At 71.6% G+C, this 25,320-nt stretch carries 22 protein-coding genes and 2 pseudogenes; 12 read left to right on the forward strand and 12 right to left on the reverse strand.

Annotation, left to right across the window (positions count from 1 at the left end):
- Positions 1–33: 33 nt before the first annotated feature.
- On the reverse strand, positions 34–231 hold the full coding sequence (locus ACIRJT_RS15275; RefSeq protein ID WP_403908866.1) for a hypothetical protein: 198 nt from the start codon (positions 229–231) through the stop codon (positions 34–36).
- Between the two features lie 96 nt (positions 232–327).
- Positions 328–3,591 carry a type 2 lanthipeptide synthetase LanM family protein gene (locus tag ACIRJT_RS15280; RefSeq protein WP_403908869.1) on the reverse strand — a complete coding sequence of 1,088 codons (3,264 nt, stop codon included), beginning with the start codon at positions 3,589–3,591 and terminating at the stop codon, positions 328–330.
- Between the two features lie 412 nt (positions 3,592–4,003).
- On the opposite strand from ACIRJT_RS15280, the gene ACIRJT_RS15285 reads away from it, so the two are divergent.
- On the forward strand, positions 4,004–4,510 hold the full coding sequence (locus tag ACIRJT_RS15285) for a DUF6232 family protein (RefSeq protein WP_403908872.1): 507 nt from the start codon (positions 4,004–4,006) through the stop codon (positions 4,508–4,510).
- Positions 4,507–4,854 (forward strand): hypothetical protein, encoded by a 348-nt coding sequence (locus tag ACIRJT_RS15290; protein ID WP_403908875.1) that lies wholly within the window; start codon positions 4,507–4,509, stop codon positions 4,852–4,854. Before ACIRJT_RS15285 ends, ACIRJT_RS15290 begins: the two co-directional genes overlap by 4 nt.
- A 188-nt stretch (positions 4,855–5,042) precedes the next feature.
- Here ACIRJT_RS15290 and ACIRJT_RS15295 read toward each other — a convergent pair whose 3' ends face one another.
- The gene (locus tag ACIRJT_RS15295) at positions 5,043–6,143 is read right to left on the reverse strand and encodes a LacI family DNA-binding transcriptional regulator (RefSeq protein WP_403908878.1); all 1,101 of its coding nucleotides are present in this window, start codon (positions 6,141–6,143) and stop codon (positions 5,043–5,045) included.
- A gap of 109 nt (positions 6,144–6,252) precedes the next feature.
- Here ACIRJT_RS15295 and ACIRJT_RS15300 point away from each other — a divergent pair, with 109 nt between their 5' ends.
- From ACIRJT_RS15300 to ACIRJT_RS15315, 4 genes are all read left to right on the forward strand, one after another.
- A complete protein-coding gene (locus tag ACIRJT_RS15300; RefSeq protein WP_403908881.1) occupies positions 6,253–7,404 on the forward strand; it encodes a Gfo/Idh/MocA family protein in 1,152 nt (383 codons plus the stop codon).
- A gap of 37 nt (positions 7,405–7,441) precedes the next feature.
- Positions 7,442–8,590 (forward strand): dihydrodipicolinate synthase family protein, encoded by a 1,149-nt coding sequence (locus tag ACIRJT_RS15305; protein ID WP_403908883.1) that lies wholly within the window; start codon positions 7,442–7,444, stop codon positions 8,588–8,590.
- Positions 8,587–9,423, forward strand: coding sequence for a sugar phosphate isomerase/epimerase family protein (locus ACIRJT_RS15310; RefSeq protein WP_403908886.1), 837 nt, complete (start codon positions 8,587–8,589; stop codon positions 9,421–9,423). The genes ACIRJT_RS15305 and ACIRJT_RS15310 overlap by 4 nt, the downstream gene beginning before the upstream one ends.
- A 287-nt stretch (positions 9,424–9,710) precedes the next feature.
- Positions 9,711–9,977, forward strand: a complete 267-nt coding sequence (locus tag ACIRJT_RS15315; RefSeq protein ID WP_403908889.1) for a hypothetical protein — start codon at positions 9,711–9,713, stop codon at positions 9,975–9,977.
- 27 nt (positions 9,978–10,004) lie between these two features.
- Here the strand turns inward: ACIRJT_RS15315 and ACIRJT_RS15320 are convergent, their stop codons facing one another.
- Positions 10,005–10,712 carry a bleomycin resistance protein gene (locus tag ACIRJT_RS15320; RefSeq protein WP_403908892.1) on the reverse strand — a complete coding sequence of 236 codons (708 nt, stop codon included), beginning with the start codon at positions 10,710–10,712 and terminating at the stop codon, positions 10,005–10,007.
- A gap of 300 nt (positions 10,713–11,012) precedes the next feature.
- On the opposite strand from ACIRJT_RS15320, the gene ACIRJT_RS15325 reads away from it, so the two are divergent.
- Both ACIRJT_RS15325 and ACIRJT_RS15330 read left to right on the forward strand, forming a co-directional pair.
- Positions 11,013–11,897, forward strand: a complete 885-nt coding sequence (locus ACIRJT_RS15325; RefSeq protein WP_403908895.1) for a lysozyme — start codon at positions 11,013–11,015, stop codon at positions 11,895–11,897.
- 66 nt (positions 11,898–11,963) lie between these two features.
- Positions 11,964–12,611, forward strand: coding sequence for a peptidoglycan recognition family protein (locus ACIRJT_RS15330; RefSeq protein ID WP_403908898.1), 648 nt, complete (start codon positions 11,964–11,966; stop codon positions 12,609–12,611).
- Between the two features lie 97 nt (positions 12,612–12,708).
- Here ACIRJT_RS15330 and ACIRJT_RS15335 read toward each other — a convergent pair whose 3' ends face one another.
- Both ACIRJT_RS15335 and ACIRJT_RS15340 read right to left on the reverse strand, forming a co-directional pair.
- Complete coding sequence (locus ACIRJT_RS15335; RefSeq protein ID WP_403908901.1) at positions 12,709–13,617, reverse strand: hypothetical protein; 909 nt, start codon at positions 13,615–13,617, stop codon at positions 12,709–12,711.
- Between the two features lie 102 nt (positions 13,618–13,719).
- Positions 13,720–14,892: an epoxide hydrolase family protein gene (locus ACIRJT_RS15340; RefSeq protein ID WP_403908904.1), complete on the reverse strand. Its 1,173-nt coding sequence runs from the start codon at positions 14,890–14,892 to the stop codon at positions 13,720–13,722.
- 150 nt (positions 14,893–15,042) lie between these two features.
- On the opposite strand from ACIRJT_RS15340, the gene ACIRJT_RS15345 reads away from it, so the two are divergent.
- The gene (locus ACIRJT_RS15345; protein ID WP_403908907.1) at positions 15,043–15,609 is read left to right on the forward strand and encodes a CGNR zinc finger domain-containing protein; all 567 of its coding nucleotides are present in this window, start codon (positions 15,043–15,045) and stop codon (positions 15,607–15,609) included.
- Between the two features lie 86 nt (positions 15,610–15,695).
- Here the strand turns inward: ACIRJT_RS15345 and ACIRJT_RS15350 are convergent.
- The 4 genes and pseudogenes from ACIRJT_RS15350 to ACIRJT_RS15365 form a co-directional block, all read right to left on the reverse strand.
- Positions 15,696–16,009, reverse strand: a pseudogene (locus tag ACIRJT_RS15350) (hypothetical protein); the annotation flags it as partial.
- Positions 16,008–16,360, reverse strand: a pseudogene (locus ACIRJT_RS15355) (ATP-binding cassette domain-containing protein); the annotation flags it as partial. The pseudogenes ACIRJT_RS15350 and ACIRJT_RS15355, both read right to left, overlap by 2 nt.
- Positions 16,361–16,517: 157 nt before the next feature.
- Positions 16,518–17,039 (reverse strand): DUF6584 family protein, encoded by a 522-nt coding sequence (locus ACIRJT_RS15360; protein ID WP_403908910.1) that lies wholly within the window; start codon positions 17,037–17,039, stop codon positions 16,518–16,520.
- Positions 17,040–17,046: 7 nt separating this feature from the next.
- Positions 17,047–18,759 (reverse strand): MFS transporter, encoded by a 1,713-nt coding sequence (locus ACIRJT_RS15365; protein ID WP_403908913.1) that lies wholly within the window; start codon positions 18,757–18,759, stop codon positions 17,047–17,049.
- A 184-nt stretch (positions 18,760–18,943) separates the two neighbouring features.
- Between ACIRJT_RS15365 and ACIRJT_RS15370 the strand changes: the two genes are divergently transcribed.
- Positions 18,944–19,510, forward strand: coding sequence for a MarR family winged helix-turn-helix transcriptional regulator (locus ACIRJT_RS15370; RefSeq protein WP_403908916.1), 567 nt, complete (start codon positions 18,944–18,946; stop codon positions 19,508–19,510).
- A 27-nt stretch (positions 19,511–19,537) separates the two neighbouring features.
- Here the strand turns inward: ACIRJT_RS15370 and ACIRJT_RS15375 are convergent, their stop codons facing one another.
- A complete protein-coding gene (locus ACIRJT_RS15375) occupies positions 19,538–20,023 on the reverse strand; it encodes a hypothetical protein (protein ID WP_403908919.1) in 486 nt (161 codons plus the stop codon).
- Between the two features lie 238 nt (positions 20,024–20,261).
- On the opposite strand from ACIRJT_RS15375, the gene ACIRJT_RS15380 reads away from it, so the two are divergent.
- Both ACIRJT_RS15380 and ACIRJT_RS15385 read left to right on the forward strand, forming a co-directional pair.
- Positions 20,262–22,469: an ATP-dependent RecD-like DNA helicase gene (locus ACIRJT_RS15380; RefSeq protein ID WP_403908922.1), complete on the forward strand. Its 2,208-nt coding sequence runs from the start codon at positions 20,262–20,264 to the stop codon at positions 22,467–22,469.
- 215 nt (positions 22,470–22,684) lie between these two features.
- Positions 22,685–23,983 carry a citrate synthase gene (locus ACIRJT_RS15385; RefSeq protein ID WP_217228059.1) on the forward strand — a complete coding sequence of 433 codons (1,299 nt, stop codon included), beginning with the start codon at positions 22,685–22,687 and terminating at the stop codon, positions 23,981–23,983.
- Positions 23,984–24,558: 575 nt separating this feature from the next.
- On the opposite strand, the gene ACIRJT_RS15390 is transcribed toward ACIRJT_RS15385, so the two are convergent.
- Positions 24,559–25,320: heavy metal translocating P-type ATPase (locus ACIRJT_RS15390; RefSeq protein ID WP_403908925.1), on the reverse strand; the 762-nt coding region annotated here is incomplete at its 5' end.

Consider the following 25,320-nt stretch of genomic DNA (forward strand, 5'->3'; position numbering starts at 1 on the left):
CGGCTCATTTGCGGTTGAGTTGGCTGGAACCGTTCACCAAGGGGCCGTCATGGTGGTCCACGGCAGGTCGTGGCTGTAGCCGCTCTCACCCTCCGAGGCGCTGAGAAGTCTGCCGCGCGCACCGAGGCCTCCGGTGGATCCCAAGGAGATCTGCCCGGCCGGGTGCTCGGACGTGCCCTCGTGCGCGATCTCGACGGACGCCTGCAGGGTCGCTTCACCGAACTGCTTCATCTCTGCCTCATCCTCTGGGTGATGGTGATGGTGATGTTGGTGGTGATGTTGGTGGTGCTGCCGGTCGTGGTCGTTGTGGTGGTGATGTGGTCGTCGTCAGAGCCGTGGTTCGGTCAGGGGGCCGGAGGGGCGCAGGAGCAGGGTGGACCCGATCCGCTCGGGGAACCCGGCCCGCAGCAGCCCGTGCCCGATCCCCGACAGTCCGGTGAGCAGCCCCGGGTGCGGTACGCGGCCGGGCGTCCCGCACTGCGGGCCTGCCCGGTCCGCCGAGGCCAGCAGCGTCCCGGCGCGGCGTATCCACGCGGGCCGTGCGGCGGGCAGCGCGCTGTGGCCGAGGAGTTCGAGCAGCCCCGACTCCCCGTGGCACAGGCTGTCGTCGACGAGCGGCCCGATGCCCGCCAGCTCGCCGGAGCGCGCCGCGAGCCAGCCGGACAGCCCCGGGTCCGCCAGCGCGTCGGGGCTGTCCGCGATCGCCAGCGCGATTCCGGCCACCCCGTCGCACCAGGCGGACCCGGCGGCCGCTCCGGCTGCCGTTGCGTGGGCCGTACCGTTCGGCGATCCGGCGGCGGTGGCGACGCTCACGCGGGTGGCTCCGGCCGTCGCCCGGCGCAGGGCCTCCAGCCCGGCGCTCCGGTGGCGGGCGTCGCCCCCGGCCCCGGCGAAGCGCAGCAGCGCCCAGCCGATCCCCGCCGCCCCGTCGGCGAAGCCCCCGGTGCCCGGGAGCGGGGCGGCGGCGATCCGCTCGGCGCAGCGCTCGGCGCCACGCCAAGCCTCCGGGCGGCCGGTGGCGTGGTGCACCGCGAGCAGCGAGACGAGCCCGCCCGCCGCTCCGCCGCGCACCCCGTACCCGTCCTCGGCCGCGCTCGCCGCGCAGCTCAGCCGGACGGCCGGACCGACCTGGTCCAGCACCTCCCGGTCGCCCAGCAGCGTGCCCACCTCGGTCAGCGCGTACGCGATGCCGCCGAGGCCCGCGAAGGCGCCGGAGCCCAGGGACCCGAGCTCGTCGGCCCGCCCGTGCAACGCGTCCAGCAGCCCCGGCACCGGGGTGAGCGCCTCGCGGGCCGCCTCCGCGTACCGGGAGGCGCCGGTGAGCGCGGCCAGCTGAGCCAGGAAGAGCGCGGGCCCGGTGTAACCGCCCGCGAGGTCCGCCGCCATCGGCGTGAGCCGCCAGTAGCGTTCGCCGAGCAGTTCGAGCCCGATCCAGTTGGTGCGGCGCTCGTGCCGGTAGGCGAGGGAGACGAGCTGGTCGCCCACCGACCGTGCGGCGGAGAGCAGTTGCTCGGGCTCCGGTGCGGTCGCCCCGCTCCGCGACCGGCCGCCCGGTGCCGCCCGGTGCGGCGGCTCGGGCGAGGTGCTCACCATGGCGGCCCGGATGATCCGTTCCTGGTCCTGGCGGTCCACGGTGTCCATCGCGCGCACCTTCGCCTCGACGCGAGCCAGCCCGGTGGGGCCGACGGGGTCGCCGCCGGGCTGCCCCGGCACCGTACGGCCGGTGCCGCTCCACAGCTCCGTGGAGCCCGGCCGGGTGCCGAAGACCGGTACGTCACCGCACCACAGCTCCGCGACCTCCTCGTCCTCCACTCCGGGCAGCGCGGGCACACCCAGGAGGGGGGTGCGCAGCAGCGAGAGGACCTGGTGCCGTTCGGTGGCGTCCCGCATCAGGTCGGGGTGGGTCGACTCGTCCAGCAGCGTCGTGTACGTCCAGGTCGGCCGGGGTACGACGCGCACCTCGTCCCGCGCGAAGAGCCGCAACAGCCCATCCGCGCCGAGAAGTTCGCTGCGATGCTCGCTGATCGCGGTGTATCCGGCGCGGAAGCCGCCGCACAGGGCCTCGGTGTACGCGGAGGGGTCGGCCGCCACTCCGCCCAGCCGGGGCCGGTTGGCGGACTCGGTGAAGCGGCCCGCCCGCCGCACCAGCCGCATGCGGTCGGTTCCGGCATCCGCCCAGTCGGCGGTCTCGATCGGCGACGACGCGGCCCGGCCCCCGCCGATGGCGGACATGTCGAGCGCGGTGGTGTCCCCGACGAGCAACTGGGGCAGCAGACCCACCCGGTGGACCGAGTCGTGCAGGGCCCGGGCGGCCGGATCGGTGGACCGGGCCGGCCCCAGCGGCGGGTGGAACAGGGTCTCCACATCGACCAGCACCGGGTGCGGGCCGCAGGCGATCAGGTTCTCGTGGTGCAGATCCGTACCGTCCAGCGTGTGCAGCAGGGCCAGCAGCGCACCCTGGCGCCCGTAGAACTGCCGGGTCTCCGACGCCGAGGCGCAGGGCCGCTCCTCGATGAACTCGGCCCAGCCGTACTCCCCCCGGTCCAGGACGCGCAGCACCCGCAGCTCCGGGGCGCCGGGCAGCGAACCGAACCACTCGGCCAGGGCGTTGAAGTGCCGGTGCGCGGCGAGCGGGCGCGGCTTGTACACGAGCCGGGCGCCGTCGGCGAACCGCAGCAGCATCACCGACCGGCCCCCGCGATGACTGTCGCCCGCCCCGGCCTCGACGCCCGTGAGCGCCCCGGGCTCCGAGCTCCCGCCGAGCCCGCCCTCCGGGGAACCGGCCCGGTCGCCGAGCACCCCCGACGGGGCCAGCAGGTGCCGGTCGGCGGCGAGCCGCGCGACCATCTCCGCGAACGCGTCCCCGGCGTTCAGACAGGCCGTCGCGAGGAGGCGGGCCAGCACGGGGTAGCCGGTGACGAGCAGGGCGAGGCCGTCGCGGCGGGCGGTCCGCCGCACGAAGTCCCGGAAGCGTTCCTCGGATCCCTCGCCGCTCAACCGGCCCAGCCGTCGGGCCTCGTGCAGTTCCGTGACGAGGGTGCGTGCCGCGATCCGGGACAGCCGACGCGTCAACTGTTCCCGGAAGTCAGCCAGGACGGGCGAGGAGCTGTCTGCCGCCGGGCGTCCTGCTACCGCGCCTCCTGCCGCCGGGCGTCCTGCTACCGGGCCTCTTCCCAGGAGGCCCTCCGTCGCCGGCCCGCCCTTCGCGAGCGCGTCCCGGAGCCGCCGGGCCGCCGCCTCGACGAACGGGGCGACGACCGGCCCGAAGCCGCTGAGCCCGGGGTAGGCCCCGTCGGCGACCGCCACGTCGCGCGGCGCCGAGGCGACGGCCTCCCGGGCGAAGAGCGCCCAGTCGGGTTCGCCGGAGGGGCTGCCGCCGACGACACCGGGCAGCCACCACGGCTCTCCTGCCGCGTCCCCGAACGGGGAGGGGGAAGGGAAGGGGAGCGGGGAGGACGCGAGAAGCGCGGGTGAGGGCGAGCCGTCGCCGGCGGCGACGGCCGCGACGGCCGCGGCTTCGCGGGTCACGACGGCAGCAGCGGGGGCGAGACGACGACTCGTACCTCTGTCGATCAGATCCTTCTCCGCCATCGCTCCGCACCTCCCCTGTCCCGGGACCGGCCCGGTCGGGCCGCCCGGGTCCATCGTGGTGGGGGAGTGGGTGCGGGCGCATGGGGGAGTCGCCCCCATCTTTCGCCCTCCGGCCCGCAGACACCGGCAACAGGCATCTCAAGCAGGTGAATTGGCCATTTCTCGACTGCCGTCCGAGGTCGGACTGATGCTTAATGGGGCTCCCCCGCGGAGCGGGGTGAGTGACGAGTGCACGGGGGAGCACATGGACACCACGGGGAGCTTCGGGCAGCCGGAGAGACCTACGCCACCGTCCGGACGGCTGTCCGGGCCACCACCGGCGCCGCCGGCCTCGCCACCGCAGCAGTCCTCACCGCCCGCCCCGCCGGGCCCTCCGGCCGGACCTCCGCAGGAACGGCCGCCCATACCGCCGATGCAGCGCCCTGGCGGCGTCCTGGAGGTCTCGGTCAACCGCCGGATGCTCTGGATCGGCTCGGCCGCCTTCCCACTGGACAACCTCACCCGGGTGGAGGCCACCAAGCTCAAGCCGCGACGGGGCGCGACCTTCCTCGGCTTCCTGAAGTGGCTGGCGCTCACGGGTGTCGCCTATGTGCTGGTGATCGCGGCGAGCGACGGCGACACGGAGATCAAGGAGAGCGGGAATCCGATGTTCCTCGTCTTCACGATCGGTCTGGCCATCTACTTCATCAAGGAACTCCTCGAACCGGCGAAGCCGATCCTGGCCGTGGAGACGGCCGGCGGCTCCCTGGCGGTCGTGACGCTGCCGACCGTGGAGGAACTGCGGACCATCGCCGGACAGATCGTCCATGCGATCAACCACCCGGAGGCCGAATTCACCGCGTACGTGAACGAGTTGAACAACTACAACGGCCCCGTCTTCAACCAGAACGGCGGGACGAACACGGGGATCAAGCTGTGACCGAGCCGACGCACCACACCACCTACAACGGCCCCGTCTTCAACCAGCGGGGGGAGCAGGTGATCGGGATCAACCACGGCATCGTCGGAGCCACCACTCAGGACCCGGAACTCCGAGCCGCCGTACAGGAGTTGACCGCCCGACTCCGCGACCTCACCGCCCACCTCACCCCGGAACAGGCCCGCACGGTCGAGGAGACCCTGCCCGTGCTCGCGCTGGACCGCGAGGCCATGACCGAGCGGGGCCTCACCCTGGCCAGGCTCGGCCAGATCGCGAGCAGCGTGGGCCCGGTGGCCCAGCCGGTCGCGGACGCGCTGGGGCAGGTGCTCGGCCTGCTGGGCTAGAGGCTTCCCGCGGAGCCCGGAGCCCGGAGCCCGGAGCCCGGAGCCCGGAGCCCCGAGCCCCGAGCCCCGAGAATCCGAGAGACCGGGCCTTGGGCGCCCCCGGCCCTGTTCATGCCAGGGGCTCCCGGCCCCGCTCACCCCCCGAGGGTGCCCCGGCCCCGCTCACCCCCGAGGGTGCCCCGGCCCGCTCACCCCCGAGGCGCCGCCGTGGACCCTCTGATCATCAGCTCGGCCGCGATGGTCGCGATGCCGCCGGGCGGCGGGTTCTCCTTGCCCATCGCCAGCCGCCCGGCCCGCGCGCCCGCCTCGAAGAGCGGTAGCCGCACCGTCGTCAGGGCCGGCACCGCGTCCACCGAGAACGGCAGGTCGTCGAAGCCCGCGACCGAGATGTCCTGGGGGATCCGCATCCCCTGGTCCCGTACGGCCGCGCACGCGCCCAGCGCCACGGTGTCGTTGGCGGCCACGATCGCGGTCACGTCCGGTGCCCTGCGCAGGAGTTCGAGGGTGGCTTCGTAGCCGGATCGCCGGTCGTAGGGGCCGTGCACGGTGAGCAGCTCCTGATCGTCGGAGCCCGGGTGCCCGTCCGCCTCGCCCGGGGCGGCGTCCAGTCCGGCGGCGCGCAGCGCCTCGCGGTGGCCCTCCAGCCGGTGCCGGGTGGTGGTGCGCTCCGGGGGCCCGGCGACGTAACCGATCCTGCGGTGGCCGAGTGAGATCAGGTGCTCGGCGAGCCGGCGTCCGCCGCCCCGGTTGTCGAACGCGAGCGCGGCGACGAGCGCGTCTCCCTCGGGCAGCGGGGGCCGCCCGCAGAAGACGATCCGGGTGCCCGCGTCCGCGAGCTTCGCCAGCTTCGCGGACATCGCGGCCTGGTGCGCCGGATCCTCGACCGCGCCGCCGGTGAGGACGACGGCGGCGGCGCGCTGGCGCTGGAGGAGGGTGAGATAGGTGAGTTCGCGCTCCGGGGAGCCGCCGGTGTTGCAGATGACGGCCAGCTTCTCGCCGCCCGCCCGTCCGGAACCGTCCCCGGGGCCGCCGATCTGCGTCTGGGCCGCCCCCGCCATGATCCCGAAGAACGGGTCGGCGATGTCGTTGACCAGGATGCCGACCAGGTCCGAGGTGGCCGCGGCGAGCGAGCTCGCGGGCCCGTTGAGCACGTAGTCCAGGTCGTCCACCGCACGCAGGACCCGCTCCCGGGTCGACGCCGCCACCGGGTAGTTGCCGTTCAGCACACGGGAGACGGTGGCCGGGGACACCCGGGCGCGGGCCGCCACATCCGCCAGGGTGACTGTCATCGCTGTCCTCCGTGAGATCACGTGCGGCCCCCTCTTGTCCGGCCGCTGTCGGCAGGCTAGCGTCATCTCGGATAGAAAGCGCTTGCTACGGCTGTATGGAGGGACCTTCGTGACACGCAGGACAGTGCGCATCGCCATGAACGGCGTCACAGGACGCATGGGATACCGGCAGCACCTGGTGCGCTCGATCCTCGCGATCCGCGAGCAGGGAGGCCTGGATCTCGGCGACGGCGAGGTGTTGTGGCCCGAGCCCGTGCTCGTCGGCCGCCGCGCCCACGCCCTGGAGGAGCTCGCCGAGCGCCACGGCCTGACCGAGTGGTCGACCGACCTGGACGCGGTCCTCGCGGACGACACGATCGACATCTACTTCGACGCCCAGGTCACCTCGGCCCGGGTGGAGGCGATCAAGAAGGCGATCGCGGCCGGCAAGCACGTCTACACCGAGAAGCCGACCGCCACGGACGTCGAGGGCGCCCTCGACCTGGCCCGGCTCGCCCGTGACGCGGGCATCAAGCACGGCGTCGTCCAGGACAAGATCTTCCTGCCGGGCCTGCTGAAGCTGAAGCGCCTGATCGACGGCGGCTTCTTCGGCGAGATCCTGTCCGTGCGCGGGGAGTTCGGATACTGGGTCTTCGAGGGTGACTGGCAGGAGGCCCAGCGCCCGTCGTGGAACTACCGCGCGGAGGACGGCGGCGGCATCGTCGTCGACATGTTCCCGCACTGGGAGTACGTGCTCCACGAGCTGTTCGGCCAGGTCACCTCCGTAACGGCCCATGTGCAGACGCACGTTCCGCAGCGCTGGGACGAGGGGGGCAAGCCGTACGAGGCGACCGCCGACGATGCCGCGTACGGCATCTTCCAACTGGCGGGCGGGGCCGTCGCGCAGATCAACTCCTCCTGGACGGTGCGGGTCAACCGCGACGAGCTGGTCGAGTTCCAGGTCGACGGCACCCACGGCTCCGCCGTCGCGGGCCTGCGCAACTGCCGTGTCCAGCACCGCTCGTCGACCCCCAAGCCGGTCTGGAACCCGGACCTCCCGGTCACCGAGTCGTTCCGCGACCAGTGGCAGGAGATCCCGGACAACCAGGAGTTCGACAACGGCTTCAAGGCGCAGTGGGAGCTGTTCCTGCGCCACGTCACCCTGGGCGAGCCGTACACCTGGGACCTGCTGGCCGGCGCCAGGGGCGTCCAACTGGCCGAGCTGGGGCTGAAGTCGTCCGCCGAGGGCCGCCGCTTCGACATCCCGGAGCTGACCCTGTGACCCGCGCGGCCGGATCGCGCCGCCGGAGGCCGCTGACATGACGATCCACCTCCCGCAGGGCCCCTACACACCCCGCGCCACACCGCTCGACCTCGCGCCGGGAGCGGCGGCCCCCACCTCCCGTACGGTCTTCTCGGCGGCGCACGTGGTCGCCTCCCCGTACGCGGACATCAGCCCGGACGACCCGGCCGCCGTCGACTGGGAGTCGACCCTCGCCTTCCGCCGCCACCTGTGGGCGCACGGCCTGGGCGTCGCGGAGGCCATGGACACCGCGCAGCGCGGCATGGGCCTGGACTGGGCGGGCGCCGCCGAACTGATCCGCCGCTCGGCCGCCGAGGCGAAGGCGGTGGGCGGCCGGATCGCCTGCGGCGTCGGCACCGACCAACTGCCCGACGGCCCCGCACCCACCCTGGCCGAGGTCACGGCGGCGTACGAGGAACAACTGGCCCTGGCCGAGGAGAACGGCGTCCAGCCGATCCTCATGGCCTCCCGCGCGCTGGTCCGCGCCGCACGGGGCCCGGAGGACTACCTCGCCACCTACGCCCACCTCCTGCGCCAGGCCTCGGAGCCGGTGATCCTGCACTGGCTGGGCCCGATGTTCGACCCGGCCCTCGCGGGCTACTGGGGCAGCGCCGACCTCGACGAGGCCACGGGCACTTTCCTCAAGGTCATCGCCGAACACCCCGACAAGGTCGACGGCATCAAGATCTCCCTCCTGGACGCGGCCCGCGAGATCGACGTACGCCGCCGCCTCCCGGGCGGGGTGCGCTGCTACACGGGCGACGACTTCAACTATCCGGAACTCATCGCGGGCGACGAACGTGGCTTCAGTCACGCGCTGTTGGGCATCTTCGACCCGCTGGGACCGCTGGCGGCGCACGCGGTGCGTGTGCTGGACACGGGAGACGTGGACGGCTTCCGGGCCCTCCTGGACCCCACGGTCGAGCTCTCCCGCCACCTCTTCCGGCCGCCCACCCGCTTCTACAAGACGGGCGTGGTGTTCCTGGCCTGGCTCTCCGGCCACCAGGACCACTTCACGATGGTCGGCGGACTCCAGTCGGCGCGCTCGCTCCCGCATCTGGCGAAGGCGTACGAACTGGCCGACGGGCTGGGCCTGTTCCCGGACCCGGACCTGGCCGAACAGCGGATGCGCTCCCTGCTCGTGGTCAATGGAGGCGCACGATGAGCGACGACCACCTCTCCCGTCTCTCGCTCAACCAGGAGACCATCAAGCAGTGGTCGCTGCCCGAGCTGGCCGAGGGCTGCGTCAAGGCGGGCATCGGCATGGTGGGCCTGTGGCGGGCCCCGGTGCAGGCGTACGGCGTCGAGCGCACGGCCAGGCTCCTGGCGGATGCCGGGCTCACCGTCACCAGCCTCTGCCGGGGCGGCTTCTTCACCGCACTCGACCCGGCGGCACGCGCCCGCGCCCTGGACGACAACCGGGCGGCGATCGACGAGGCGGCGGGCCTGTCCACCGACACCCTGGTCCTGGTCTCCGGCGGCCTCCCGCCCGGCAGCCGCGATCTGCACGGGGCCCGGGAGCGGGTCGCCGACGCGCTGGCGGAGCTGGCCCCGTACGCGGCGACGCGCGGCGTACGCCTGGCGATCGAGCCGCTGCACCCGATGTACGCCTCCGACCGCTGCGTCGTCTCCACGCTCGGGCAGGCCCTGGACCTCGCGGAACGCTTCCCGGCCGAGCAGGTCGGGGTGGTCGTCGACACGTACCACCTCTGGTGGGACGACCGGGCCCCGGCCGAGATCGCCCGCGCGGGTGCGGGCGGCCGCATCCACTCCTTCCAGTTGGCCGACTGGATCACCCCGCTCCCGGCGGGCGTCCTGCTGGGCCGGGGCCAACTGGGCGACGGCAGCGTGGACTTCCGCGCGTTCCGCCGCCAGGTGGAGGCCGCCGGCTTCGACGGCCCGATCGAGGTGGAGATCTTCAACGAGGCGCTGTGGGCCCGCGACGGGGCTCAGGCCCTGGCGGAAGTGGCGGAGCGCTATGTGCGACACGCCTGCTGAGAGCCCCGCGCAGGGCCTCGGGTAAAGAGATCGTCAAGGGATGCAACCTTTGCGTACCCTCCCGTGTCACACATGGCGTCGGGACTTCCGGGGAGGGGTCCGGGGGGAACGGGAAGGCCCGACGGGAGGGGAAAGCGAGGGGGGTCCGGCCGCGAGGCCGGGCCCCATTCCGCTGTCCGGGGCCGCTCTGCCGTGCCGGCGCTGACCCCGTCGACCGACGGGCCGGCGGGCGAAGGCCCATCGGCGTGAGCGCGACTGAGCGGGCCGCCTCGGGGTAATCGACGGGCATGGCCCTCATGAAGCGTGTAGCCCTCGCCCCTCGCGCTGTGCGGCAGCTTCGGCGCATCCGTTCCGTGTATCTCGGAGGGGCGGTGCTCTCCCTGCTGGGGCTGGTTCTGCAGGCGGAGCAGGGCTCAGGCGGACGGCAGGCGGTGATCGTGGCGGTGCTCCTGGTCGCGTTCTCGGCCCTGTTCGCCCTGACGGTCACACAGTTGTGGAGGCACGCGCGGACCAGCCACTGCAGTACGGCGCAGAAGCTGACGCCGTCCGCCTGACGGTCCCACTCGGGCGGCCGCCGTCCATCAGCTCCGCAGTTCGGCGAGCCTGGACAGGGTGTCGGCGGCGGCTTCCCGCTCCTCGGCCCCGAGCCGGATCCCCGCAGCCTCTTCGAGCAGCGCAGCCGCCCGCTCCGCGTCCCCCGTCCGCTGCGCGATGTCCCCGCGCAGGACGAGAAGGCGCAGCTTCTGCACCGCAGTCGGGTGCTCGTCCGTCAGCCCCAGTGCCCGGTCGATGATCTTCGCCGCGCCCGGCAGATCCTGCTTGGAGTCCGCGAAGAGGTCCGCCAGGTGCAGGGCGCGGGCGAAGGTCTCCTTCGGTGCGGGACGGTGGTTCTGGTCCTCGCTGATCTGCTGACCGATCCGGATCGTGTTCCCGGTCGGGTCGGTCACCAGGAACTGCCGCACCCCGTACGACATGTCCTTCAGCGGGCCGATGCGCGGCAACCCCCGGGCCGGGACGCGCCCGTAGGCCGCCTTGAGGCCCGCCCGGAACGCCGCGTGCAGGCCGTCCGCGTCATCGGTGAGGACGTAGCACCCGGAGTGGGAGGACGCCGGGTCGTACTCCTTCATGCCGTACAGCTGGAGCTCGACCGATCCGCGCTCGACGACGGCGTACGCGTACGGGCTCTTCTGGAGGTACGTGGTCTCGAAGCCCAGGGCGGTGTAGAAGCCGACGGTGGTCTCGATCAGCGAGGTGCGGCAGGGCAGCATGGGGATGGTCGTCTCGGTCATGCGAACAGCGTAGTCAAATTTGAGTAGCCGGGAAAGGTGCGGTCGGTGGCCGACCGTCGCGCCCGCGCGTTCGGGCGCCTGCGTGGCGCGGAACCGGGCGCCGGGGCCTTCAGGGGTGAAAATTCTCGGCGCTTCGGCGCGTTCTCGCAGGTGGGGCCTGACGGCACAGGTCTAGACCGAATGGCCTCTTTACGCCTTTCTCCGCCCGTGCGTTACTCATGACATGTCCATGGCGTCCGGTTATCGGATGGCGGTCGGATGCCATGGATCTCTTCCCGTCAACGTGCCCGGAGGTTGGCCATGCCCGCGTACCGTTCTCCGTCCCGCCGGCTCAAGAGATCCCGGAGGGCCCTGCTCGCAGCCGGCGCCCTCACCGGCGCCGCGACGCTGATCCTGACCGCCACGAGCACGGCCGCCGCCGCGCCGCCCGCACCCGACGAGCCGGTCCGGTCCGGGCAGGCGTGGATGGGGGCGGGGACCCGCATCGAGCAGGGCCAGGCCTCCTCGACGGCGGGCGGCATGACGCCGATGGACACCAGTGGCGTCCAGGGCATCGACGTCTCCCACTGGCAGGGCGCGATCAACTGGGGCTCGGTCAAGGCCGCGGGCATCGACTTCGCCTACATGAAGGCAACCGAGGGCACGTCCTTCAAGGACAGCCGCTTCAGCGCGAACTACACCGCCTCCTACAACGCCGGCCTGATCCGGGGCGCCTACCACTTCGCCCGCCCCGACGTCTCCAACGGGGCGACGCAAGCAGGCTACTTCGCGGGCAACGGCGGAGGATGGTCCAGGGACGGCAAGACCCTCCCCGGGGTGCTGGACATCGAGCACAATCCGTACGGCGCCATGTGCTACGGCCTCTCCACGACCCAGATGCGCACGTGGATCAACGACTTCTACACCACGTACAAGGCGCGCACCACCCGTGACGTCGTCATCTACACGACGGCCGGCTGGTGGAACACCTGCACCGGCGGCTGGACCGGAATGGCCGCGAAGTCGCCGCTCTGGGTCGCCCATTGGGGGACCAGCAGCCCGAGCATCCCCAGCGGCTTCCCCACCTGGACGATCTGGCAGTACACGGCCACCGGCCGGGTCGCCGGGGTCTCCGGCGACGTGGACCGCAACAAGTTCAACGGCTCCATGACCCGGCTCCAGGCCCTCGCCGACAACACGGCGTAGTCTCCCCCGCCCCACGGCGGCCGGGTCGGCCCGGCCGCCGGAACGACCACAGATCAGGAGTCCGCCGTGAACCTTCCGCAGCCGTCCCGCCGCCACGTCCTGCTCGCCGGTGCCGGTGGCCTCGCCGCCGCCGCGTTACCGAGCACGGCCCACGCCCTCGACCCCGTCGAACCGGACATCGACGGCACCTCCCGGTGGAAGGCCCGTCCGCCGCAGGGCCCGATCGAGCTGGTGGGAAAGCGGCCGACCATGATCGTCGTGCACCACACGGTCAGCGCCAACACCTCCGACGTCTCCCGCGCCCAGGCCCACAGCCACGCCCACTGGGTCCAGGACCTGCACATGGACAAGAACGGCTGGACCGACACCGGCTACCACTTCCTCGTCAGTCGGGGCGGCTGGATCACCGAGGGCCGCCACCAGAGCCTCAGCACGCTGCGGGGCGGCAGGGACTTCGTCCTGGGCGCGCACACCTCAGGCCAGAACGGAGCGGGCATCGGGATCGCCAACGAAGGCGCGTACCACGACGGCGCACAGCCGCCCCGGGCGCAGTGGGAGGTCCTGGTGGCGATCTGCGCGTACACCTGCGGCCAGTACGGCATCGCGCCGAGCCGCATCTACGGGCACAAGGACTTCGGCGACACGCTCTGCCCGGGCGTCCTCCACGACAAGCTGCCGCAGCTCCGCAGCGAGGTCGCGGCGAGCATGGGCTGAGTGGCTGAGCACCCGGTCGGGGCCCGCGTACTCCGGTCGGTCGGGGGCTCCGGCTCTTGTGCGGTAGAGGGCCGGCGCCGGCTCGGACCGACCGACGTCAGAGCTGTTCCGGTTCCGTGAAGGACTCTGCGGGATTCGGCGACCAGTGGTGGAGCACCGCCTTCACTCCGTGCGCCGCCCCAGCGATCCTGGAGCCCAGGGAGGGGTCGCTGTCGCGCTGCCGGAACGCCGTGTCCAGTTCCAGGAGCGGTGATGCCAGCACGTCCAACTGCCGTAGTCGGGCGAGGAGCTCGGAACGGGCGTGCTCACCCCGGCCGGCGCCGATCACCAGGGCCCGCCACCGCAGGTCCTGCAGCTTCAGACGCAGATCCGACGTGTTGACGAAGTCGCCGTCCCTGATCGCGCGGGAGTGCTCGATGGCCTGACACCCCTGGTATATCTCAACCGCCAGTTCGCCGTCCGGGCTCTTCAGGTCCCGCAGGGTCACGTAGCCGTGGTGCAGGCGGCGCAGAATCTCCGCCTTGGAGGTCACACCGCGCACCACCGCCTTTCCCCGGCTGGGCACGGTGTCGTTCCACAGCGGAGCGTCCCCGAACGGCCTGCCGCGCCCTTGCTTGGCCCGATGCAGGTGCTTCCACCGCGCGTAGGAGAGATCGGGGTCCATCATCAACGGGTCGTCGTCCTCGCGAAGGTGGCGCTCGTAGTCCGGCAGATACATCTCCACCAGCTCCTCACGGGCCGATCCCGGCCGAACCGGCGCGTTCACCGTCGTGCTCTTCGTCCGAGGAGGGGCGTCCTGGACTTCGGGCTCGCCCGGCCGGGCGGTGCCGGCTTCCCCATCCACTCGGGGCAGGACGTCGTTGGTCAACACCCGCGCCGCCGCAGACAGTTCTCGCGCCCGTACGCCGTCCGGATGATCGGCCGCCGCTTCGAGCAGCCCCGCGGCCATCCGCCGCAGACCTCGGCTCAGCTCCTCGACCCGTGCGTCGATCTCCCGCTCGTCCATGTGGCCCCCCTCGCTCTCCGGGGCCAGTGTGCCAGGGCGGCGGCTTCTTCTTCGGGCGGGGAACGCGCCCCTTCGGAGACTCTCGGTGAGCGGCGACCCCGCTCACCGCCGGGCGGCCAGCACCGCCGCGAGCCCCTCCCGCAGATCGGCGACGAAGAGTTCGGGCATCTCCAGCGACGGGAAGTGCCCTCCGGCCTCGGGCGACCGCCACCGCACGATGTTCCGGTACCGCTCCTGGGCCCACGGGCGCGGCGTCTTGTCGATGTCGCGGGGGTACATGGTGATCGCCGCCGGGACGTCGACCCGGAGTTCGGGGTCCAACGAGTTGTGGCTCTCGTAGTAGATGCGGGCCGCCGACGCACCCGTCCGCGTCAGCCAGTACAGGGTGACGTTGTCGAGGATGCGGTCCCGGGAGATCGTCTCGAACGGGCTGTCCTCGGTGTCCGACCACTCGGCGAACTTGTCGAGGATCCAGGCGAGCAGCCCGACCGGTGAGTCGACGAGCGCGTAGCCCACGGTCTGCGGCCGGGTCGCCTGCTGCTTGGCGTAGGCCGCGCGGTGGCGCCAGAAGTGGTGGGTCTCCTCGGTCCACCTTCGTTCGGTCTCCGTCAGGCCGTCCGTGGTCAGACCGGGCGGGGCCTCCGCGAACGTGGAGTGGACGCCGAGCACGTGATCGGGGAACCTGCCGCCGAGAACCGTGGTGATGTTGCCGCCCCAGTCGCCGCCGTGGGCCAGGAACGTGCTGTAGCTGAGCCTTCCCATCAGCTCCACCCACGCGGCCGCGATCTTCTCGGTGCCCCACCCGGTGGTGGCCGGCCGGTCGCTGAATCCGAAGCCCGGCAGCGACGGGGCCACGACGTGGAACGCCGGCGCTCCCGCGTCCTCCGGATCCGCCAACTCATCCATGACGTGCAGGAATTCGGCGACGCTGCCCGGCCAGCCGTGCGTCAGGATCAGCGGGGTGGCGTCCGGGCGCGCGGACCGGCGGTGCAGGAAGTGGATGCCCAGGCCGTCGATGACCGTACGGAACTGGCCCACGCGGTTGAGGCGCTCTTCGAACGACCGCCAGTCGTAACCGGTGCGCCAGTGCTCCACGACCTCGATGAGATCGGCGAGCGGAACGCCCTGGTCCCATCGGCGGGGGCCGGGCGGGGCGCCCTGGACGGTCTCGGCCTCCGGCAGTCGCGCCGCGGCCAGCCGCGCCCGCAGATCGTCGAGGTCGGCGTCGGTCGCGTGCGTCTCGTGGGCGTGGACGTCGCTGGTCGGGCGCGGCATGGGGGCCTCCTGGCTAAGGCGGGGGGACCGGCGTCGGTCCACCGCGAGCCCGTGCGGACCCGCCACCGAACCGACGCCGACTCGTCGTGAACCGGCTAAGACGGTTCTAGCAGCTCCCCGGCGCGGGACGCAACCGGCTAAGGTGGTTCCATGCGTGCCGCCGCCTTTCCTGACTTCCGCCTCGGCAACGTGCTGGCGACGAGCTTCACCGGGACCTTGTCGGAGCGATTCGGCGAGGCCGTGGAGCGCATCCCCGTTCCGCAACGGCTCATCGACTGGCTGGCGGTGTACGGCCTCGTCGTGGACTCCTGCACCCCTGCCCAGCTCGACCGCGCCCGGGAGCTGAGGGAGTCGGTCCACGCCGCCGCGACAGCCGCCGCGCTGCACGAGCCTCTTCCCGCCGCCGCGGTGCAGGTCATCGGCGACCACAGCATCCGGGGGCGCGCCGCGGCGGTCCTGACGCCCGGGGGAGAGCGGCGCTGGCAGCTCGACTCCTCCTCCGTGGAGGACGCCCTCAGCGTGATCGCCGCCGACGCGGTCGACATCGTCTCGGGCGAACGGGACGGAAAGTTGGCCCTCTGCGCGTCCCCGACCTGCCGGGCCGCCTTCTTCGACACCAGCCAGAGTCGTACGCGCAAGTGGTGCGACATGAACACGTGCGGCAACCGCCAGAAGAAGGCGCGCTTCAACGCAGGTCGGCGTACGACCCCGAGCTGAGGAACCCGGCCCCCGCGGGAAGGCCGGCCCCCCACAGTGAAGCCGGCCCCCCTCGTGCGAAGCGGCTGACCGCCGCCGCCCCACGATCACCGCCGCAGTTCCGCCCGCGCCGGCAGGGTGACCGCCAGCAGGGCCAGGCCACCCGCCGCCGCGACGAAGGAGCCGTACAGCAGCAGCGGTACGTACGGGGCCTCGCCCGTCAGGCCGCGGATCATCGGGGCCGGCGTGGCCGCGGCGATCGCGGGGCCGAGGACCACGTCACCGTGGCCAGGCCGAGGCCGCGCCCGTACACCGCGACGACCTCGGGCGCGGTCTTCGTACCGTCGGGGAGGTGGAGGGGGAGCCGGTCACCGACGCCGACGTCCGCCGAGGTCGCCGGGGTCCGGTCGATGGCGATCCGGCAGCAGGTTGAAGGCCTGGAAGACGAAGCCCAGGGGGCTGCGGCGCAGCTCGGTCAGCTCGTTCTCGCTCATCCCGGTGATCTCCGTGCCACCGAGCCGCACGGACCCCGCCGACGGCCGGTCGAGCCCGGCGGCGCACTGGAGGAGCGTGGACCTACCGGAACCGGACGGCCCCATGATCGCGGTGAACGTCCCGCGCGGCAGGGCGGGATCGACGCCCGCGAGCGCCTGTACGGCCCCGGCGCCACGCCCGTACAGCCGGCGCACCCCGCGCAGCTCGACGGCGAGGCCGGGGGGGCGGGGTCCGGCCGTTCGCCCGCCGTGTGCCGCTTGCCCCCGCGTAGCCTCATGTTCCGTCCCGCCCTCTCACGATCCGCGCGTAGCGATGTTCCGACGGGACGCAGAGTGCGGGGACGGCCGTGCGCGGGTCGTCATACCCGGGTGCCGACGCGGGGGTGCTACCGCGGTAGAGGGTGGCGGGTCGGAGCGGGACAGGGGCGCCACGGGTCAGTCGAGGAGATCGATCAGCCCGTTCACCCAGATCGCCAGGAACGCGACCACCGCGATCGCGCAGCCCACGGCCGCCGCGCTCTCCCCGACGGTCGTGCTCCCGTCCTCGCGGGGGCCGGGCTCTCGCCGCCCGGCGGGGAGGCCGTCCCAGTCCAGCGGGCAGCCGATCTCGTCCGACGCCGCGGTGCGCAGGGACGTCAACTGCTGTGCGGCGAAGGCGGGAACCTCGTCCGGTGGCTCCGGATCACGCCAGGCGACGGCCATCATCCGGCGCAGGTGGGTGGCGTACCGCTTCTCGAAGGCCGCCGTCTCTTCCGGGACGCGGTCCTCCTCCAGATACATCCAGCGGCCGGCCTCGGCGCCGTCGCCGTACAGACGGTAGACGGCGGCCAGTCGGCGGCGGGGAGCCGGATCGTGGGGGTAGGAGGAGACCAGTCCGCGCAGACGCTGCCTCGCCACCGGTATCCGGCCGGCGGCGAGGTCCGCGTCCACGCGGGCCAGGGTGTCGTTCAGGGGCATGCGGCCATCATGGTGTCGGGGGAGCGGCGTCGACGACCGGATTGTTCGCGGCGGTCGCCGCACCGGGCCGTGCGCGCCGCGCCTCCGGGTCCGCAGGGTCCTTCGCCCTCATCGCCCTCATCGCCCTCGGCGGCCTCGGTGTCCTTGCCGTCCTCGGCTCCATGAACAGCGTCGCCGCCAGCGCCAGGAGCAGCAGCCCCGCGCAGACGTACCCGGAGACCTGCACGCCGACCGCCATCGCCTCGCGGGCCGCGTCCGCCGCCGAAGCCGTACGCGGCTCCGATGCGAGCGTCTCGATCACCGATCCCGCGCTGTCCGTCACCACGCCCCCGAGCCGTTCCGCTTCGTCCGCCGGGACTCCGTCACGGGTGAGCCGGTCGGTCATTCCGGAGGCCAGAGTGCTGAAGAACAGCGTGGTCAGGAGGGCGATTCCGAGGGCCGACCCGAGCTCGCGGGCCGCGCTCTGGATGCCCGACGCCTGGCCTCCACTCCGTTCCGGTACGTCGACGAGGACGATGTTGGTGACCTGCGCCGTGGCGAAGCCGACGCCGATCCCGTACACGAACAACGCAAGCGCGATCAGCCACCAGGAGCTGTCCGTGGACGCGATCAGGGCCAGCGTCGTCAACCCGGCGGCCTCCAGCACCAGACCGATCCGGACCTGCGCGAGCGCGGGCACCGTCGCGGCCATCGGGAAGCTCGCCCCGGAGGCGGCGAAGCTGCCGGCGGCCAGGGCGACGAGGGCGAGACCGGCCTCGAACGCGCTGTAGCCGAGGGCGAACTGCAACCAGAGCGGCAGCACCGCGATGATGCCGAACTCCCCGAGGCCGACCATCAGCGTGACGAAGTTGCCGTTGCGGAACGAGCGGATGGAGAGCAGCCCGACGTCCATCAGCGGCTCGTCGCCCGCCCGGCTCAGCACGGCCTGCCTGCGCCAGAACGCTCCCAGCGCCAGGACGGACAGGAGCAGGGCGACGAACACCGGCGAGAGCCCGCCGGACCAGGAGAGGCCCCCGATCTCCAGCGGCTCGGTCGTCATCAGCCAGCCATGGGTACGTCCCTCGATCAGGACGAAGGAGAGAAGTCCCAGGCCCACCGCCGACAGCACGGCGCCGACGCCGTCGATACGGCCCCGGGTGCGGGGCGACGCGTCCAGATACCTGAGCACCCCCACGACGATGAGGGCGACCAGCGGGATGTTGATGCCGAAGGCCCACCGCCACGAGATGTCGGCGAGCCAACCGCCCAGCAGCGGGCCCACGGCCGCCGCCGCTCCGATGGTCGAGCCCCACACGGCGAACGCCTGGCCGCGCGCCCGGCCCGTGAACGTGGCGTTCAGCAGGGCCAGCGAGGTGGGCAGCATCATCGCTCCGCCGACGCCCTGGACGAACCGGGCGAGGATCAGCAGACCGCCGCCGGGGGCCAGCGCGGCCAGCAGGCTCGTCACGCCGAACACGGCGAGGCCCAGCAGGAAGATCCGGCGTGCGCCGTACAGGTCGCTGAGGCGCCCGGTGACCAGCAGGAGCGCCGCGAACGTGATCGCGTACGACTCCTGGATCCACTGGGCCTCCGACGAGCCGATGGAGAGGTCCTCGATGATCGGCGCCAGGATCACGTTGACGATCGTCAGATCGACGACGATCAGGGCCACGCCGAGCGCCACGGCGACGAGGCCGAGCCACTGACGTGCTGTGGGAGGGATTTCCGCTGGTTCGGGCACAGTGCTTCGACTCCCCAAATTGCCTTTGCCGCAAAGAAAGATATCTTTGCGGCAAAGGTATGTCTGGCGGGGTAGGTTGTCAAAGCGGGCGGTGGGAGACGCGGCCGGAGGGCCCGCGACGGAGCCGGAGCCGGAGCCGGAACCGGAGCCGGAACAGGACCAGGAAGAGAGCGGGGCAGCGCCAATGCCGAACGGGCACGGAGCCGACGGGAACGTCACGGTGGACGGGAACGGCGGGGCGAACGGGAACGTCACGGCCGACCACGAGGCGCTGCGCGTCGACCGCGTGATGGACGGCCTACGCGCCTTCGGGGCCAACTACACCGAGTTCACCCGCCGCTTCGCGGCCTGGCTCGGGCTGCACTCCACCGACGCCGCCGCCCTGGTCGAGATCCTCTACGCGGAGGACCAGGGCGCCCCCCTCTCGCCGGCCCGGCTGAGCGAGCGCGTCTCCCTCTCCTCCGGCGCGACCGCCATCCTCCTCAAGCGGCTCGAACAGGCGGGCCACATCGTCCGCACCCGCGAGAGCACCGACCGCCGGGTCGTGACCCTGCGCAGCAGCCCCGACATCCGGCCGAGGGCCATCGCGTTCTTCGGCCCGTACTCCGAGCGGATGGCCGGGGCGATGGCGGCCTACTCGCCGCGGGAGATCCAGCGCTTCGAGGAGTTCCTCGGCACGCTGCGCACCACCATGGACGCCTTGTTGGCGGACGAGTACGAGGGAGGCGGGCCGACACCCCCCGCCCCCTGACGGGAGTCCCGTCCGCGAACCGCGCTGTCAGCGCCACCCGGTAGCTGTACACGCCGACTGCGGCTCGGTTTCCACGGCCAGTTCCCTGACGGTGACCGCAGGCCCTGACTCGCCGTCCAGCGCGACCTCGAAGGCGAAGCACCCCGTCACAAGCGTCGCGCCAGTGAGGAAGGCCCCCGGCCCGACGCCCAGCAGCTCTGCCGTCACCGTGAGATCAGGGCCCTGCCGCTCGACGCCGACCAGGCCTTGAGCCGGCTTTCCCCGTGGGAAGACCCGAGCGATCTCGCTGTCGTCCAGCACACCGTCGGCTGCCGCCCCGGCGAGCCGATCCCGCCGAGTCTCAGCAGCACTCCGCATATCGGCGCGGGCCTCTGCCTCGGCGCGGTCGTCCGCCGTGGCCAGCCAGACCCACAGCCCGATGACACACACAAGAAGCAGCACGAGCACGGCCAGGCAGCCGTCGAGCAGATACCTTCGGGCCGTTCCCCCGCCCACCCCGTCGCGTCTCCCCATGGCCTGAGCATGCAGGCGTCGAGACATGCCGGGGCGGCGGGATCTCACATCGTTACCTCACGGGGGCGGCCCTGCTGTCGCCACACACCGGACATCCATCTCGCGGAACACGGTCGAGACCGCCCTGTCGGTGGCGGGCGGTAGCCTCCCAGGGACAGCGGAGACCGAATGAGCAGGTGGGGCGGTGCCCGGTAGGGGAGTTGACGCCAAGCGGGGCAGCCGCGAAGGCGTCTGTGAAGTGACTGGGGTCCTGGAGCGGATCACCTACGCCAACGAGGAGAACGGGTACACGGTCGCCCGCGTCGACACCGGACGCGGAGCCGGGGACCTCCTCACCGTCGTCGGCGCGCTGCTCGGCGCGCAGGTCGGCGAATCGCTGCGGATGGAGGGCCGTTGGGGATCGCACGCGCAGTACGGCAAGCAGTTCACCGTGGAGAACTACACCACCGTGCTGCCCGCCACCATCCAGGGCATCCGCCGTTATCTCGGCTCCGGGCTGATCAAGGGGATCGGTCCGGTGATGGCCGACCGGATCACCACCCACTTCGGCGTCGACACCCTCGACATCATCGAGCAGGAGCCGAAGCGCCTCGTCGAGGTCCCCGGCCTCGGCCCCAAACGCACGAAGATGATCGCGACCGCCTGGGAGGAGCAGAAGGCGATCAAGGAGGTCATGGTCTTCCTCCAGAGCGTCGAGGTCTCCACCTCCATCGCCGTCCGCATCTACAAGAAGTACGAGGACGCCTCGATCTCCGTCGTGAAGAACCAGCCCTACCGGCTGGCCGCCGACGTCTGGGGCATCGGCTTCCTCACCGCCGACCGGATCGCCCAGGCCGTCGGCATTCCGCACGACAGCCCCGAGCGGGTCAAGGCCGGCCTCCAGTACGCCCTGTCCCAGTCCTCCGACCAGGGGCACTGCTACCTCCCCGAGGAACGGCTCATCGCGGACGGCGTCAAACTGCTCCAGGTCGACACCGGGCTGGTCATCGAGTGCCTCGCCGAGCTGGCCGCCGATCCGGAGGGCGTCGTACGGGAGAAGGTGCCGTCCCCCGAGGGCGGCGAACCGATCACCGCCGTCTACCTCGTCCCCTTCCACCGGGCCGAGCTGTCGCTCGCCGGGCAGGTGCGCCGCCTGCTGAGCACCGGCGAGGACCGCATGCCGGCCTTCCGGGACGTGGACTGGGACAAGGCCCTGGCCTGGCTCGCCACCCGCACGGGGACCGTTCTCGCGCCCGAGCAGGAACAGGCCGTACGGCTCGCGCTCAGTCGGAAGGTGGCCGTCCTGACCGGCGGCCCCGGCTGCGGGAAGTCGTTCACCGTACGGTCCGTCGTCGAGCTGGCCCGGGCGAAGAAGGCCAAGGTGGTGCTCGCCGCCCCCACCGGGCGCGCGGCCAAGCGCCTCTCGGAGCTGACCGGGGCCGAGGCGTCCACCGTGCACCGGCTTCTGGAGCTGAAGCCCGGTGGGGACGCGGCCTACGACCGGGACCGCCCGCTGGACGCCGATCTGGTCGTCGTGGACGAGGCGTCGATGCTCGATCTGCTGCTCGCCAACAAGCTGGTGAAGGCGGTGGCACCCGGTGCCCACCTCCTCCTCGTGGGTGACGTCGACCAACTGCCCTCGGTCGGCGCGGGAGAGGTGCTGGGCGATCTGCTCGCGGAGGGCGGCCCGGTCCCCGCCGTCCGGCTCACCCGGATCTTCCGCCAGGCCCAGCAGTCCGGCGTCGTGACCAACGCCCACCGGATCAACGCCGGGCAGCCGCCGCTCACGGAAGGACTGAGCGACTTCTTCCTCTTCGTGGAGGACGAGACGGAGGACGCGGGCAAGCTCGCCGTAGATGTGGCGGCCCGGCGCATTCCGGCCAAGTTCGGCCTCGACCCACGCCGTGACGTGCAGGTTCTCGCCCCGATGCACCGGGGCCCCGCAGGTGCGGGAAATCTGAACGGGCTGCTCCAGCAGGCCATCACCCCGGCCCGCCCCGACCTCCCCGAGAAGCGGTTCGGCGGCCGGGTCTTCCGGGTCGGCGACAAGGTCACCCAGATCCGCAACAACTACGACAAGGGCGAGAACGGCGTCTTCAACGGCACGGTCGGCGTGGTCACCGGCCTCGACCTGGACGAACAGAAGCTCACCGTCCGCACCGACGAGGACGAGGAGATCGGCTACGACTTCGACGAACTGGACGAGCTGGCCCACGCGTACGCCATGACCATCCACCGCTCCCAGGGCAGCGAGTATCCGGCCGTCGTCATCCCCGTCACCACCAGCGCCTGGATGATGCTCCAGCGCAACCTGCTCTACACGGCCGTGACACGGGCCAAGAAGCTGGTGGTCCTGGTCGGGTCCCGTAAGGCGATCGGCCAGGCAGTCCGCACGGTTTCCGCAGGCAGACGCTGTACGGCACTGGATTTCCGGCTCCGGGGCGGCTCCGGAGAAGACTTCGCGTGAGCCGTGCGCAAAAATGATCGATCAAATCGGTGGGAAACATCACGGAGGTCTTCCGGAACCGCAGTCAAGGGGGCAGGATGAGTAAGTTGGCGGCACTCAGTGCCGCCAATGAGTCCAATGGACGACCCCGAGTGCACTCTCCTGAGCCGAATGGGGGAGGGTGGAAGACAGTCAGGGCACCTCGAAGAAGAGGCACTACGTCGGTGAGGGATGACGTGAGCGAGCACACCAACAACGCTGTAGTACTGCGGTACGGCGACGACGAGTACACCTACCCGGTGATCAACAGCACCGTCGGCGACGAGGGCTTCGACATCGGGAAGCTCCGGGCCAATACCGGCCTGGTGACGCTGGACAGCGGATACGGCAACACCGCCGCCTATAAATCCGCCATCACGTACCTCGACGGTGAGCAGGGCATTCTGCGCTACCGCGGATACCCGATCGAGCAGCTCGCCGAGCGCTCGTCGTTCCTCGAGGTCGCGTACACGCTGATCAACGGCGACCTGCCGAAGGTCGACGAGCTGGCGACCTTCAAGAACGAGATCACCCAGCACACGCTGCTGCACGAGGACGTCAAGCGGTTCTTCGACGGCTTCCCGCGCGACGCCCACCCGATGGCCATGCTGTCCTCGGTCGTCAGCGCGCTGTCCACGTTCTACCAGGACAGCCACAACCCGTTCGACGAGCAGCAGCGTCACCTCTCGACGATCCGCCTCCTGGCGAAGCTCCCGACGATCGCGGCGTACGCCTACAAGAAGTCGATCGGGCACCCCTTCGTCTACCCGCGCAACGACCTCGGGTACGTCGAGAACTTCCTGCGCATGACCTTCTCGGTCCCCGCCCAGGAGTACGAGCTGGACCCGGTCGTCGTCTCGGCGCTGGACAAGCTGCTCATCCTGCACGCGGACCACGAGCAGAACTGTTCGACCTCCACCGTGCGTCTGGTCGGCTCCTCGCAGGCGAACATGTTCGCCTCGATCTCCGCCGGCATCTCGGCGCTGTGGGGCCCCCTGCACGGTGGCGCCAACCAGTCGGTGCTGGAGATGCTGGAAGGCATCCAGGCCAACGGCGGCGACGTCGACTCCTTCATCCGCAAGGTGAAGAACAAGGAGGACGGCGTCCGCCTGATGGGCTTCGGCCACCGGGTGTACAAGTCCTTCGACCCGCGCGCCAAGATCATCAAGGCCGCCGCCCACGACGTGCTGTCCGCGCTCGGCAAGTCCGACGAGCTGCTCGACATCGCGCTCAAGCTGGAGGAGCACGCGCTCTCCGACGACTACTTCGTCTCGCGCAACCTCTACCCCAACGTGGACTTCTACACCGGTCTCATCTACCGGGCCATGGGCTTCCCGACCGAGATGTTCACCGTGCTCTTCGCGCTCGGCCGCCTTCCCGGCTGGATCGCCCAGTGGCACGAGATGATCAAGGAGCCGGGTTCCCGCATCGGCCGCCCGCGTCAGATCTACACCGGCGAGGTCCTGCGCGACTTCGTCCCGGTCGAGGGCCGCTGACCCGGACCTCACCCCCTGTAGTGCCCGGCCTCTTCGGCCGACTGCCTTCGCCCCGCGTACCGCGCTTCGCACAGAGCGCGGTGTCCGGGGCGATTCGGCGTTGTACGGGGCTTTGGCTTCGCGCGGGACGTTGTGCGGGGTTCGCCGCGCGTGTGGGGCGTGAGCCGGCCCCTGCGGGGCGCGTCCGGGGCTTCAACGGGCCCCTGCGGGGCGCGTGCGGGGCTTGAACGGGCTGGAAAGCGAGAAACACCCCGCCGCCGATCCCCCCACGGGTCGACGGTCGGGGCGTTTCCCATATCCCGGAGCGGATTCCCCCCACGGGATCCGGCCGGGCGTCTGCAGGGAGCCGAAGCTCCCGGTGTTCTGTTGTGCCGCGGTCCGCCGGGGTACGTACGCACGGGAGGGCCGCTCAAAGCTCCCCGGTGCACGTGCCCCGGCCAACGCCTGCCACAGGAGCGTCCCCCAAGACACTCCATCGGACGTCCCCCAAGACGTCCTTGGCTCGCACTCTAAGACTCGTGAACCCACCGGATGGTTACCCTGAAACCGGTGTGATCTAAGTCTCTTTGTGGAAGTTACGTGAAGGCACGCAACCGTAGGCTGTTCGTGACGACGAACACGGACGAAAACGCCATGGCGGCTCCCGCGATCATAGGGTTGAGCAGGCCACTTGCAGCCAGGGGCAAGGCCGCGACGTTGTACCCGAAGGCCCAGAAGAGGTTGCCCCTGATGGTGGCCAGCGTACGCCTGGAGAGACGGATTGCGTCAGCCGTCACCTTGAGATCTCCACGAACCAGTGTGAGGTCGCTCGCCTCGATCGCCGCATCCGTCCCGGTGCCCATCGCCAGCCCCAGGTCCGCCGTGGCGAGGGCGGCCGCGTCGTTGACCCCGTCGCCGGCCATCGCGACGACCCGGCCCTCGGCCTGAAGACGCTTCACGACGTTCACCTTGTCCTCGGGAAGCACCTCCGCGAGGACCTCGTCGATGCCCACCTCGCGGGCCACAGCCTCCGCCACCGCCCGGTTGTCGCCGGTCAGCAGGACGGGCCTCAGCCCCAGTGCGCGCAGCTCGCTCACAGCGGCGGCGCTGCTGTCCTTGACCGCGTCCGCCACCCCGAACACGCCCCGCGCCTCCCCGTCCCAGGCGACGACGACCGCCGTACGGCCGTGCTCCTCGGCCTCCGTCAGGGCACCCGACAACGCGGGCGGGAGGGGGATCGCCGCGTCGACGAGGAGGCGGGGCCGCCCGACGAGGACGGCGTGGCCTTCGACGATGCCCTGGACGCCGAGTCCGGGGATGTTCTGGAAGTCCTCGGGGGTGGGGAGGGGGCCGGTGGT

Origin of the sequence: Streptomyces sp. NPDC102283 (assembly GCF_044766265.1) — a bacterium.
Taxonomy (GTDB): domain Bacteria; phylum Actinomycetota; class Actinomycetes; order Streptomycetales; family Streptomycetaceae; genus Streptomyces.

Bases quoted from the DNA above. Each gene is read 5' to 3' on its own strand.
- ACIRJT_RS15360 (WP_403908910.1), bottom strand. From the start codon at position 17,039: ATGCCCCTGAACGACACCCTGGCCCGCGTGGACGCGGACCTCGCCGCC.
- ACIRJT_RS15275 (WP_403908866.1), bottom strand. From the start codon at position 231: ATGAAGCAGTTCGGTGAAGCGACCCTGCAGGCGTCCGTCGAGATCGCG.
- ACIRJT_RS15295 (WP_403908878.1), bottom strand. From the start codon at position 6,143: ATGACAGTCACCCTGGCGGATGTGGCGGCCCGCGCCCGGGTGTCCCCG.
- ACIRJT_RS15340 (WP_403908904.1), bottom strand. From the start codon at position 14,892: ATGCCGCGCCCGACCAGCGACGTCCACGCCCACGAGACGCACGCGACC.
- ACIRJT_RS15310 (WP_403908886.1), top strand. From the start codon at position 8,587: ATGAGCGACGACCACCTCTCCCGTCTCTCGCTCAACCAGGAGACCATC.
- ACIRJT_RS15375 (WP_403908919.1), bottom strand. From the start codon at position 20,023: ATGGGGAGACGCGACGGGGTGGGCGGGGGAACGGCCCGAAGGTATCTG.
- ACIRJT_RS15320 (WP_403908892.1), bottom strand. From the start codon at position 10,712: ATGACCGAGACGACCATCCCCATGCTGCCCTGCCGCACCTCGCTGATC.
- ACIRJT_RS15345 (WP_403908907.1), top strand. From the start codon at position 15,043: ATGCGTGCCGCCGCCTTTCCTGACTTCCGCCTCGGCAACGTGCTGGCG.
- ACIRJT_RS15280 (WP_403908869.1), bottom strand. From the start codon at position 3,591: ATGGCGGAGAAGGATCTGATCGACAGAGGTACGAGTCGTCGTCTCGCC.
- ACIRJT_RS15325 (WP_403908895.1), top strand. From the start codon at position 11,013: ATGCCCGCGTACCGTTCTCCGTCCCGCCGGCTCAAGAGATCCCGGAGG.
- ACIRJT_RS15305 (WP_403908883.1), top strand. From the start codon at position 7,442: ATGACGATCCACCTCCCGCAGGGCCCCTACACACCCCGCGCCACACCG.
- ACIRJT_RS15335 (WP_403908901.1), bottom strand. From the start codon at position 13,617: ATGGACGAGCGGGAGATCGACGCACGGGTCGAGGAGCTGAGCCGAGGT.
- ACIRJT_RS15370 (WP_403908916.1), top strand. From the start codon at position 18,944: ATGCCGAACGGGCACGGAGCCGACGGGAACGTCACGGTGGACGGGAAC.
- ACIRJT_RS15285 (WP_403908872.1), top strand. From the start codon at position 4,004: ATGCAGCGCCCTGGCGGCGTCCTGGAGGTCTCGGTCAACCGCCGGATG.
- ACIRJT_RS15315 (WP_403908889.1), top strand. From the start codon at position 9,711: ATGGCCCTCATGAAGCGTGTAGCCCTCGCCCCTCGCGCTGTGCGGCAG.